The organism is Agaribacterium sp. ZY112 (assembly GCF_041346925.1).
Taxonomy (GTDB): Bacteria; Pseudomonadota; Gammaproteobacteria; order Pseudomonadales; family Cellvibrionaceae; genus Agaribacterium.
Map to the genome: position 1 here is coordinate 1965806 of NZ_CP166840.1, position 11695 is coordinate 1977500.

Here is an 11695-nt window from a genome sequence, read left to right on the forward strand (position 1 = left end):
AACAATGACTGACACCATGAGCTCTAGCAAGCCTTATATGCTGCGCGCGCTATATGAGTGGATAGTCGACAATGACTGTACCCCTCATGTTGTGGTAGATGCACACAAAGATGGAGTTATGGTGCCGCAGCAGTACGTTAATAAAAACGGCGAAATTGTGTTGAATATTGCTCCAGGTGCTGTTCAGCACTTAAGCTTGGAGAATGACTTCGTTTCCTTTAGTGCGCGTTTTTCAGGTGTGTCACATGATATTTCAGTACCGTGCTATGCGGTATTGGGTATTTACGCACGTGAAAATGGCCGGGGCATGATGTTTGACTTAGAGGCAGAGCCGGAACCTGAGCCGCCCAAGCCTAGCAAACCTGTACCTGCGCCAGCTAAAAAGCCGGGCCTACGTTTAGTTAAGTGATAAATAGGCCTGTTTCGGGCCTATTTCCCCTTCCCCTCTTTTATAAGTTCTAGTCATAAGTCCTGTAGCCTAACCTTCTTTCTTGGCCTGCTTACTTGCGCTTTGAACAAAGCCTCATATAGTTAAAATGCGGCAATGAATCTTGCGCCAAATTAAAGCGATGCTACTTAAGATATAGGTACTCTAATGGCTATTTTGAATCACACCCTTGGTATTTTCTTGCATCCCGATTCCGAGTGGGAGTCTATCCGTCAAGAGCAAAGTAGCTTTCAATCGGTGTTTTTTGGTCATATCCCGTTTTTAGCTTTAATTCCCTGTGTTTCTGCCTATATTGGTGTGACGAAAGTTGGCTGGACTATTGGTGATGGTGCCCCTGTTTTACTTGCAGCAGAGAGTGCTTTGGCTTTTTGTGCTTTAGCTTATGTAGGTTTGTTAATAGGTGTGTATCTATTTGGCGAATTTATAAATTGGATGGCGCGAACCTATGGCGTACAAGATGATAAGCAGAGACGTCATGATGAAAGCGGGGCTATGGCCGTTTATGTAAGTACGCCTATGTTTTTAGCCGGAATTTTTAATATCTACCCGCAGTTGTGGTTAATTGTTGCCAGCCTTTGTGTTGCGGGTGCTTACACTGTTTATCTTATCTATGAAGGTATGCCGATCTTGATGAAAATTGATAAAGAGCGGGCCTTTATGTATTCCTCTTCAGTCATTACTGTTGGTTTAGTGCTTATGGTTTCGACAATGATTGCCACAGTGCTTGTTTGGAGCATGGGTACAGGGCCGGTATTTATAGACTGATATACGTATTACATCAAAGGATGTGCTGTTTACCATTACCGCTCATATTTGACTCTTAGTTTGTGGTTTATTTTTAGTGAGCCTAAGAATCTTTAAGGTACTTGCTTAGGCTGCCCTACCCAAAATATGAGTAAAGCCCAGAGCTTCTTTTATGTGCTGCTAGGCCGCTAGTTTAAATGCATTGTAGTTTTTTCTGGCTGCAGTAGTGCTTGCTCCCTTTTATTGAGTTTTCTTGAAAGCTGAATCATTAAATAATAACTAGTGTCGATCGATACCGGTCTATCATTCCGTGTGCATTGGCAGTGGGCAGTCGAGAATAATGCCAAAGGTTCGTAATAGGGTGTATTCATCACTGCTTAGCTTACCATCTGTTAGCATCGCAGCATGAAGAGCCTTTAGCAGTAGAGGTTTTTGCAAAGGCTTTAATTGTGGCAGTTTAAGGCACAGGTTTTTAAGTATTTTTAGTTCTGGTTGTTTGGCCTTTGCCGCTTGTTTCTCGGGCCAAAGAGTACTTATTCCTTTTTGATAGGCTAATTCCGGTTTTGGGTTTAAGTGGGCGACTAAAGCTAATAAGCCGCTTATCTCATTATGTAATTTATCAAGACTTTGATTCGAATTGTGCTTATTCTGAGCTCCTAGCGCATTATGGATAATACAATAAAAACACCACTCATAAAGATCGACTTTTCTATCGGCCTGAATCAGGCTTTTGCAGTTGTTAAAAAACACCTCGAGTTGCTTGGCGCTTTGGTTTTGTAATGCAGGTAAACAAAGTTGTAATAGTGGCAGGTATTGATAAGGGCTAAGCTCTGTCTGTAGTGGCAGTAACTTATTAAGTGTTTGGAAGGTTCTTGGGTGGGCTCGTTGCTTTAACTGCTGTAGCTGTTGTTCCCGTTGTTCTCCAGATTTATGAATTAAGAGTAAATAGCATAGTGCTCTTGCTTCAAAAGCGTTATGACAGGCTTGATAGAGCGCTTTTGGTAATTGGCTGATAAGCTCGTGGCTGGCTGCAAGGCTGATCTCAGGTGTTTCGCCTACAAAAGCGCTGAGGTCGTTTGGCTTATCTATATTATCCTGCGTTCCTGTGCTGCTCGATTTGCTTGAAGTGTTTTCTTCGCCTGAGTTATTTTCATGAGCCTTTATTTTATTGACTTGTGTGTTAAGAGTGCTTGTTTGTGTGGTTTGGCTCTGCATGCTATTTCCGACGGCGCTGCCAATAGCCGCACCTATAATGTGCTCAGTTGATACTGCTGAGTTGTTCGTGTCGTCTTTTTTGTCTGTATCTTGGCTTTTACGCTCTTTTCTTTTTTGTTTATCCAGTTCTTGTTCAAGCATGCCAATACCTGCAGGGAAAACACGCTCTATTCGATCATCAATTGGAGGGTGGCTTGCAAATAATTTATTGCTCCAGTTGCTAACACCGTTGGCAAAATAGAAATGACTAAATTCGCTGGCTTTATTTTCTTTTAGTAATGAGGAGCCGCTATGAGTTTGTATTTGATACAGGGCGCCGGCAATACCAAGTGGGTTTCTAGTGAATTGAACGGCAGATGCGTCGGCTAGGTATTCACGTTGACGACTGACCGCAGATTTGATTAAACCGCCAAAAAAGCTGCCGCCCCAGCCTAGAGCTACGAGACCTAGGCCTAAGGGCATAAGTTTGTTGTCGGAATGATTTCTTGAGCTTGAGTAACTGTACGATGAATGGCGGCGATGACTGCTGCTGTGTAAAAGCAATTCGCCTACAAGGCCTATCATCATAATTCCATGCAAAACGGCAACAATACGCATGTTGAGCTTCATATCGCCATGCTGGATATGACTAAACTCATGGGCTATGACAGCCTGTAACTGGTCTCGATTAAGAGCTTCGATACAGCCTTGGGTTATGCCGATAACAGCGTTGCTATTGTTAAACCCGGCGGCAAAGGCGTTTATGCTTGGTTCGTGTAATAAATAGACCCTAGGTACGGCAACCCCAGAGGCTAAGGCCATTTCTTCAACAACGTTTAGCAGTTGTTTTTGTTTGTTATCGGCTTGTTCATGAAGTAATAGTTGTCCACCAAGTGCTTCAGCGACATAGCTGCCGCCACGTCTCAATTCGATAAATTTAAATAGGCTGCCGCTAGCTATAACAAGAACCACCGCCAAGCTTAACCATAAAATGGCTTTTGATTGTAATAGTGATAGTAATAACTGCCCGTAGCTTTGTTGTTGATAAGCGCTTGTACTTAGGCCGCCGCCATAGTGATCAAAATAAAAAAGAAAAGCGGCAAGAAACAATGTGGTAATAATGATTAAGGTTAATACGGCGCAGGCTAGTAATAAGCTTAAAAGGCGGGTTTTTCGTCTGGCGTCATCTTGGTGCTGAAAAAAGTTCACACTCAGCTCCTATTTTGATGTGATGTTTTATGTGCTTGATAGAAATGGTGTTGGGGACGCTATTTCTATCAAGGTTCTAAAAGAGTAATTTCTAATACCCGTGCTACATCTATATGGGGCGGGTGTTTATAGATGTAGCAGATAAGTTAATTCTTAAAACGAGACTTTAGGCGCTTCTTGAATGGCCGCAGAATCAGCAAATTCTAATAACTCTGCGTCTTTACGGTGCCCAAAAGCACCGGCAAAAAGTACTGGTGGGAAGCTTTGTCGATAGCTGTTGTACTCTGTAACAAAATCATTAAAAGCTTGGCGGGCAAAAGCAACTTTATTTTCGGTGCTAGTCAGCTCTTCGCTTAGCTGCTGCATATTCTCACTGGCTTTTAGCTCAGGGTAGTTTTCAACCACCATGTTGAATTTTCCAAGGGCATTACCAAGGGTTTGCTCTGCATTGGCCAAGAGATCCATTGCTGATGTGTCCCCTGGTGCCTTGGAGGCCGTTTTAAGGCTGTTGACTGCGCCGTTTCTTGCTTCTACGACGGCGCTTAGAGTTTCTTTCTCGTGGCTTAAATAAGCTTTAGCCGTCTCTACAAGGTTGGGAATTAAATCGTAGCGCCGCTTTAATTGAACCTCGATCTGGGCAAAGCCATTTTGATAGCGATTTCTGAGTGCGACTAAGCGATTGTAAATAGCAGCGATGTAAATAATCGCAAGAACAATAACAATCAGTGTAATGATGCCTGAAGTGCCCATGTTTAATATCCTTATTCGTTTTATTAAAAATAGTTTTCAAACTTAATCGATGTATTCGATCGCTCGTACCACTTTTTTGACACCTTTGGTCGAGCGTATAACGTCGGTAATGCGTTCTGCTTGAGCCTTACTCATCATGCCCATAAGATAGACGTTGTCGTCTTCTACATAGACTTCTACCCTGCTGGCATCAATATCACCATTTGTTGCCAGTTTAGCTTCGATTTTTGTATCGAGCCATGAGTCGCTGGTATGCGAACCAAAGCCTCTTTGGGGGCCGACTTGTAGTTCGTTGTGTACTTGGCGAACACGGTAGACATCTTTGGCTACATTGGCCGCTTGTATTCTAAGCTTTTCATCATCAACTTCGCCTGTTAATAGGACAACACCGTTATAAACGTAGACGTTAACGTTCAGGTCATCAAAACGCGGGTCGGCTTTATTTAGGTTGACGCGGATAATTCGACTGAGCTGTTTATCATCCCACGCTTCACCAAAGCTTCTTTTGGTCGGGTCTGGCTGAATTGGTTCGTCAGAAAGAGCGTCAGCGATATGTACACAGCCACTTAGAAGAATACAAGCGCTCAGTAAGGCGCTTAGATAAACGAGCTGTAACGTTGATTTATTGTGCATCACCTAATCCAAATAGGTTGCTGTCGATTAGTTCAAGTAAACAGTGAATGCTGAGCAGGTGTACCTCGTGAACATGTGAGCGTTTGTTGATAGTTGCTCGAAGCTCTAAGTCCTCTGCTGCAATTAACGAGCTTACATCACCGCCGTCACGGCCTGTTAAGGCTATTACTCTCATGCCTCTATCATGTGCTGCGCTAATTGCTTGAATAAGGTTTCGAGCAAAGCCATTGCAGCTAAGTAATAACAGAATATCGCCACTCTGCCCCAGTGCTCGCACGGGTTTAGAAAAGGCTTCATGTAAACCTTGGTCATTACTCATTGAAATAGCTGTGTTCATATAGCTACCTAACCATAAGGCAGGTAGGCTTGGGCGCTCTTGCTCAAAGCGGTCAACCATGGCAGAGCAAAAAATTTGCGCCAGTGCAGCGGAAGAGCCGTTGCCCGCGGCCAAAATTTTGTTGCCGTTGAGTAAGGCTTCGCTGATATATTCGGCAGCAAGGCTCAGAGGAGCGGCTAGTTGCTCGCCAACCTCCATTTTAGCTTCAATGCTCTCTCGAAAAAGGTTGTAGACGCGTTCAGTTGTCATTAAAAAGCTCCGCAAATCCATTCGATGTCGTTGGCGCTAATGGCCACGACATCAAAACGGCAAGCTGTAGTGAGTTCGTTTATTTGTAAATAGTATTCGGCACTATGACGAACTTTTGTTTGTTTTTGTATGGTGACAGATGCGGCGGCACCACCATAAGCATGATTTTTTCGGTAGCGGACTTCGACAAAAACTAGAGCGTCTTTGTCGAGCATGATGAGGTCTATTTCACCATGCTTACATGAAAAGTTCTGCTCTCGAAACGTTAGGCCTTTGTGTTCAAGGTGGTGGCGAGCCTGTTGCTCGGCCTGCTTGCCTATATCTCTACTATTGATGGGCATTTGTTTCTGTTTTTAGTTCAATTGCACGCCCATTTTTAATTTCGCCAAAATTCTGCTGACGAATAATACGTAAGTCCGAGTTAATGCTTAATTTACCCGTGCTGCCATAAAATTGAGCCTGAGGAATATTTTTTAATTGCTCCAATCTTGGGTAGATGTGATAAGCATCGACCCCTAAGGCATAGAGTTGTTGAAGGGCTGCAAGGTTGGCTCCGTTTTGTGCTATGTCTTGCTGCTCTTTAATAGTGTTATCGAGTAGCCATGGCATGCTAGAGAAGCGTAGACCGTTTAAATCGCTGAGTTTTTTGCTGCTTTTGCCTTCATAAACTTGGCTGCTTGCATATACCGGAATGTCACCGGCGTAGTGGTAAGACAATAAAGGTAATAATTGGCGAGCTTGTGTTGGTCGAGCAAGTAAGAAAATAAAGTCTATGTCTTTACGCTTACGAGGCTCAAATTCAAGCTTTTGCTTCAATAGGCGCTGCATTTGCTGGTGTCTGGCCTTGCTTTGGTCGACAGCAACAGCAGACTCAATGAGTTTTGAGTAGGCGCGTTGTTCTTTATACGTCTCTTGCCCAAGGATGTTGCCATCTAGTGCTTGCCATTGGCTGCTGAAGGTATCTGCACCACGTTTCCCCCAGCTATTGTTGGGCGTAATGATCAAGCCTTGTCGGTGGCCGTCGCGCCAAACGCGTTTTGCAATTTGCTCAGCTTCGTCTTCAATGGCCAAGCTGAACTGGTAGAGCCTAGCCGTACTAGCTGCTTCTTGCTCAGTGCTTGCGGGATCCGATGTTACTGTTGTTTCACTCTGAGCGGGATTGAACTCTGTAGGGCGTTCACCTAATGAGTTTTCTCTTTGCTCATTTACGTTTGTTTTTAAGGGCTCTTTACTGGCTGTATTTAAGGCGAGCGTTGTTACTTTACGCTCTGGGTAATTACTTAAACTGAGAATTTGTTTTTTACTTAATGGCCCAATGATGAGTTCGGCTCCTTCAGCCACCGCCTTATCGTAGAGGGCAGTGATGTCATCGGTATTACTATCAAAAAAACGCAGCTCAGGCGTTAGTGGTGATGTTTGTAGGTCATTATAATAAGCCGCCAAAAGGCCTTCTTGGATGGCCTTGCCTAAACTTTCAAGCTTTCCAGATAGCGGTAGAAGCACCGCTATCTGCTGAACTTGTTGATCGGCTAGTTGCAGAATAACAATTAAGTCAGCCGGTAGAAGTTGATTAGCCGGGTGTGTAGGCCAGTTCATTTGCCATTGCTGAATTTCCTGGATTTGTTGGCGATAGTTGGCAGCATTACGTTTGCTTAATGCTGCAAGTGAATACCAGCCTGCTTTTACTTGGTTTGTTTCTTCTTGGCTTAGTCTGGTTAGTTCGCTTTCATCCAGTTCGGCTAGGTATTCCCATAGTAGGTCGTGATTTAATTGCGCGCGCTCATCGTCGGTTTTAAGAAGAAGGCCAAGTGCAATGCGCTGTTCAAATGCACGGATATAGTTGTCTTGATCAAACATGAGTGTTGCACGCTGATCGAGTAGCTTGATCCGAAGTTCAGAGTATTGGGTATCGACATTCTGATCTAGCTTTGCGTCAAATAGATAGCGTTGGGCAAGATAGGGTTCCCCGTCTTTTAGGGCAACGGCACTTTTTAGAAGTGTGAGTCGTAAATATTGATTTTCATTGGTCTTGCTTTGCTCGATACTGTCAAGCAAGGTGTGGCAGCGGTCGATCTGGCCTTGCTTAAATAAGAACTCTGCTGCATTTAATTGCCGTATGATGCGTTCGGTTATAGGTAGCGTTGAAGCTTCTTCTAAGTAGCTGTCTATATTGTTACTACTTAGCTCAAAATCACTGGCATTTTGCTGGGTGGGGGTTGAACCACAGCTGCCTAGGAGTAGGGCTGCGCCAACACATGTTGCCGCTATTAGGCTTTTACTTTGGTTTAGCTTAATTCTTGAACTAAAAAACATCATTCACACGGTATCTGTATTATTAAACAATACGTCTATGTATTTAGCTTGGAACTATAACAAATGAGTAAAGATGGTGTCCTCTATATTGTCGCGACTCCTATTGGTAACCTCGACGATCTCTCGGTTAGGGCATTAAATACCCTGAAGTCAGTGGATCTGATCGCAGCTGAAGATACCCGTCACAGTAAGCGACTTATGAACCATTTTGGTATCGATACAAAGCTCATTGCCTATCATGATCACAGTAGTGAGCAGAAAAGTGCACAGCTAATTGAGCGTTTGGCTGCGGGTGAAAAGATTGCGCTAATTTCGGATGCGGGAACCCCTCTTATTAATGACCCAGGTTATCGTATAGTTAGCGAGGCTCGTGAGCTGGGCTTAACCGTGGTGCCCGTGCCAGGCCCCAGTGCGCCTATTACGGCGCTTAGTGCCTCGGGCTTGCCTACTGATAGCTTTGCCTTTGTCGGTTTTGTGCCAGCTAAGTCGCATGCTAGAAAACAGTTTTTTGAGCGCCACGGTGCGGCAGCTCATACGTTGGTTTGTTTTGAGAGTCCTCATAGGGTGTTAGCTTCTATAGAGGAGGCGGTTGAGGTGCTTGGTGGCGAGCGAAAAGCTGTACTTGCTAGAGAGCTGACTAAAACATTTGAGACTTTTTTGGGGGGCACTTTAGGTGATATTCATGCTGCGCTTATGGCTGATGGCAATCAATGTCGTGGTGAAATGGTGTTAATGATCAGTCCTGCGGAGAAAGAACAGTGTGTTCTCGAGATAGACGAACCTACTGAGCAAATGCTTATGGCTTTGTGTGATGAGTTGCCACCTAAAAAAGCGGCGAGTCTTGTCAGTCAGTTTAGTGGGGTACCGAAAAAGCTTTTGTACCAGAGGGCGGTCGAATTAAAGTCTTAGTGTTCTCTTTTCTTTTACCTGAGTGCCGCTTGCCTTAGTCTGGCAAATAAAGGCTGCCAAGCACTGCGCTACGTTTGGCACCGGTAACGCTTGGGATGTTTCCTGTTTGGCGTGTTATAAAGCGCTGGGCTAACCAAGCAAAGGCCGCAGCTTCCATCCAGTCCGGGTTTATACCTAGCTCGGCACTTGAGCACAATTGGCTTTTAGAGTATTTGCTAAGGCGCTGCATGAGGTATTTATTGTGGATGCCTCCTCCTGATACATAGACCTTTAAGCCCTGGGCTTGCTCATTAAGCTCATTGGCAATGCTGATAGCGCTTAGCTCAACTAAGGTGGCCTGAACATCCTCGGGGCTTATGGGGTGTTCTTGCTCGACAATACTATCAAGCCAGCCGAGGGTGAACTCCTCTTTGCCTGTGCTCTTTGGGGCTCTTTTAGAAAAATAGCTGTGTTGTAATAGCAGCTTTAATAGCTGCTCTGAGCACTGTCCTGTTTTGGCCCAGCTGCCGTTTTTGTCATAGCTTTGCTTATGCTGTTGATGATGCCTGCGAAACCAAGCGTCAATAAGGCCGTTGCCTGGCCCGGTGTCCCAGCCTTGCACCTCTGTATCGATAAGGCTGATGTTGGCAATACCACCGATATTTAAGAAGGCACACTTTTCCCCTTGGGCAAGAAAGGCATTAAATGCTGGGCTTAGAGGAGCGCCTTCACCGCCTAGAGCAATATCTTTACGGCGAAAATCGGCAACGACTTCAATGCCGCATTGAGTTGCAAGTAAGTTCGCATCGCCAATTTGTAGTGTGAAGCCTTTATCTAAGTTAGGGCGATGACGAATGGTTTGCCCGTGGCAGCCGATTGCTCGAATTGTGCTAGGTTCTATTTGGTTTTGCTGTAGTAGGCTCTTAACGGCTTGAGCGTATGCTTCAGCCAAAGCAATATCAACTTGCCCAAGCCTGTCAATTTCATTGTTTGCAGGCTCGAATAAGTCGAGTATCTGCTGCTGCAGATCACTGTCAAAAACCGCTTCGTGGTGAGCAATTAGTTTTATCGAGGTGTTATCTATTTCTAGCAAGGCAGCGTCGATTCCGTCAACGCTGGTGCCGCTCATTAAGCCGATATAGCGTTCAGGTCTTGAACTCATAAGGCCTTGTTTTGTGAGCCTTTGCTGTTTAGCGCAAGCAGGGTTGCAGTCTCGGCTTCAAGCTGGACAACTAAAGGTTGAGTCTGTCGATGAAAATCATCGATGATCTTTGTTGAGATCGATTCTGCTTTAGGGAGCTTCTGCACGATGGTGCGAGGGTTGCGATGGGCGCCATTAAGAAGGAACTCATAATGCAGGTGGGGGCCGGTTACTCGTCCAGTAGCGCCAACTGTGCCGATAACTTGTTTTTGGCGTACGCGCTGGCCAGTTTTTACTTTGCGCTTATGAAGGTGTAAGTATTTGGTTTGTACTCCACCGCCGTGTTGAATCACAACGTAATTACCATTGTATTTGCTGTAGCCTGATTTGATGACTTTACCGTCACCGCTTGACCATACTGGCGTGCCTGTTTTAGCTGCGTAATCTATACCTCTGTGAGGTTTAACTGTTTTAGTCACAGGGTGAAGTCGGCGGGGGTTGAAGTTGCTACTTATACGACGAAAATCGACCGGTGCGCGCAAGAAGGCTTTTTGCATGCTTTTGCCTTCTGGTGTGTAGTATTGGCTTCGGCCGTCTGTATGTACATAGCGAACAGCGCTGAATACTTGGCCTTGGTTGATAAACTCTGCTGATAATATCGGCCCGTTACGAAGTTTTTCCCCGTCTAAAAAGTGTTCTTCATAGAGGATGCGGAAGCTGTCGCCTTTACGTATATCTAAGGCAAAATCGATATCCCAGCCATAAATTTCTGCCAGCTCCATAATAAGCTTGTCATCCATGCCTGCATCAGTGCCTGCTAGATAAAGGCTGCTATTGATAATGCCAGTGCGCGCAGCGATTCTAATGTCAGGCTCACGTAATTCTTTTTCAAGGCTGTAGCGTTCGTTGTCTTTGCTAAAGGTGTAGCGTTCAAGTTTGCTTAATACATAACTAAGCTGTTCTATATCGCCCTCTTTATTCAAGCTAAATTCGAGTGTCTTACCTGGCAGGAGCTTATTAAAGCTAGCTTTATCATCGGTAGCTGCAAGAAAGTTCATCATCTTTCTGTCATTTAAGCCTGCTCGCTTAAATAGACTTGAAAGAGTGTCCCCGTTTCTGATCTTCAGTTTTTCTGTTCGCCACTGGGCAGCGCTATTCGTTTGCGGAGCTGATTCTGCAATGGTGGGCGCAATTGATGGGCTGCTAACGGTAACTGGTAGGCTTATTGTGGTGCGTTGGCGCTCAGGAGTCTTGTTGTTACTCAAAAGCTGTGTGCTTAGTAGGATTGCACCAAGGCCGGCCACTGCCGCAAGGTGTAACTTCGGTATGCGAGAAATAAAGGCCGTTACCGAACTTTTCTTTATCTTTTCAACAAGTTCCATAACTTATTTGTATAACTCATAGGTAAAGCATGTGCAGTGATTCCCGTTATATCAAAGTTCAGCACATTTTTCATCTATCTGAGAGCTTGCTATAGCTATCTCTCGGAGGCCCTTGTATTTGTAAATAGTTAAGGTAAGGTTCCGGCTTTTGCCCATTTTTAGGGGCATTACCATATAAATGTAGTAATAGGGTTGTTATTCATGTCGGCGCAGAACTCAGAATTGTTGCAAGACTTACAAGCACGTGGCTTGGTTGCTCAAATGACCTCGGAGGAGGCCTTGGTAGAGCATCTATCGGGGCAGGGGCGAACTTTGTATTGTGGCTTTGATCCCACTGCAGATAGTTTGCACATTGGTAGTTTGGTTCCTTTGTTGACCTTGAAACGCTTTCAGCAAGCTGGTCATAA

12 protein-coding genes (1 of these 12 only partly in view) are annotated in these 11695 nt (G+C 44.8%); 4 read left to right on the plus strand and 8 right to left on the minus strand.

Going from position 1 to position 11695, the window contains the following annotated elements:
- The first annotated feature begins 4 nt into the window (after positions 1-4).
- Positions 5-409 carry a ClpXP protease specificity-enhancing factor gene (locus tag AB1S55_RS08620; RefSeq protein ID WP_370981404.1) on the plus strand — a complete coding sequence of 135 codons (405 nt, stop codon included), beginning with the start codon at positions 5-7 and terminating at the stop codon, positions 407-409.
- A 186-nt stretch (positions 410-595) separates the two neighbouring features.
- Positions 596-1213: a Yip1 family protein gene (locus AB1S55_RS08625; protein WP_370981405.1), complete on the plus strand. Its 618-nt coding sequence runs from the start codon at positions 596-598 to the stop codon at positions 1211-1213.
- A 282-nt stretch (positions 1214-1495) separates the two neighbouring features.
- On the opposite strand, the gene AB1S55_RS08630 is transcribed toward AB1S55_RS08625, so the two are convergent.
- From AB1S55_RS08630 to AB1S55_RS08655, 6 genes are all read right to left on the minus strand, one after another.
- On the minus strand, positions 1496-3595 hold the full coding sequence (locus tag AB1S55_RS08630) for a M48 family metallopeptidase (RefSeq protein WP_370981406.1): 2100 nt from the start codon (positions 3593-3595) through the stop codon (positions 1496-1498).
- Positions 3596-3748: 153 nt separating this feature from the next.
- A complete protein-coding gene (locus AB1S55_RS08635; RefSeq protein ID WP_370981407.1) occupies positions 3749-4345 on the minus strand; it encodes a LemA family protein in 597 nt (198 codons plus the stop codon).
- Between the two features lie 42 nt (positions 4346-4387).
- Positions 4388-4978: a BON domain-containing protein gene (locus AB1S55_RS08640; RefSeq protein ID WP_370981408.1), complete on the minus strand. Its 591-nt coding sequence runs from the start codon at positions 4976-4978 to the stop codon at positions 4388-4390.
- Entirely contained in the window at positions 4968-5564 is a 597-nt protein-coding gene (locus AB1S55_RS08645) for an SIS domain-containing protein (RefSeq protein WP_370981409.1), read from the minus strand. Before AB1S55_RS08645 ends, AB1S55_RS08640 begins: the two co-directional genes overlap by 11 nt.
- Positions 5564-5905 (minus strand): YraN family protein, encoded by a 342-nt coding sequence (locus AB1S55_RS08650; protein ID WP_370981410.1) that lies wholly within the window; start codon positions 5903-5905, stop codon positions 5564-5566. The genes AB1S55_RS08645 and AB1S55_RS08650 overlap by 1 nt, the downstream gene beginning before the upstream one ends.
- Entirely contained in the window at positions 5892-7880 is a 1989-nt protein-coding gene (locus tag AB1S55_RS08655; RefSeq protein WP_370981411.1) for a penicillin-binding protein activator, read from the minus strand. Before AB1S55_RS08655 ends, AB1S55_RS08650 begins: the two co-directional genes overlap by 14 nt.
- Positions 7881-7940: 60 nt before the next feature.
- Here AB1S55_RS08655 and rsmI point away from each other — a divergent pair, with 60 nt between their 5' ends.
- The gene (gene rsmI, locus AB1S55_RS08660; protein ID WP_370981412.1) at positions 7941-8786 is read left to right on the plus strand and encodes a 16S rRNA (cytidine(1402)-2'-O)-methyltransferase; all 846 of its coding nucleotides are present in this window, start codon (positions 7941-7943) and stop codon (positions 8784-8786) included.
- 34 nt (positions 8787-8820) lie between these two features.
- Here rsmI and AB1S55_RS08665 read toward each other — a convergent pair whose 3' ends face one another.
- Positions 8821-9927 (minus strand): anhydro-N-acetylmuramic acid kinase, encoded by a 1107-nt coding sequence (locus tag AB1S55_RS08665; RefSeq protein ID WP_370981413.1) that lies wholly within the window; start codon positions 9925-9927, stop codon positions 8821-8823.
- Positions 9924-11288 carry a peptidoglycan DD-metalloendopeptidase family protein gene (locus tag AB1S55_RS08670; protein WP_370981414.1) on the minus strand — a complete coding sequence of 455 codons (1365 nt, stop codon included), beginning with the start codon at positions 11286-11288 and terminating at the stop codon, positions 9924-9926. Before AB1S55_RS08670 ends, AB1S55_RS08665 begins: the two co-directional genes overlap by 4 nt.
- 201 nt (positions 11289-11489) lie before the next feature.
- Between AB1S55_RS08670 and tyrS the strand changes: the two genes are divergently transcribed.
- Positions 11490-11695 carry the beginning of a tyrosine--tRNA ligase gene (gene tyrS, locus AB1S55_RS08675; RefSeq protein WP_370981415.1) on the plus strand. Its footprint extends 1102 nt past the window's final position, so 206 of the gene's 1308 nt are visible here — the first part of the coding sequence; the start codon lies at positions 11490-11492; its stop codon lies beyond the right edge, outside the window.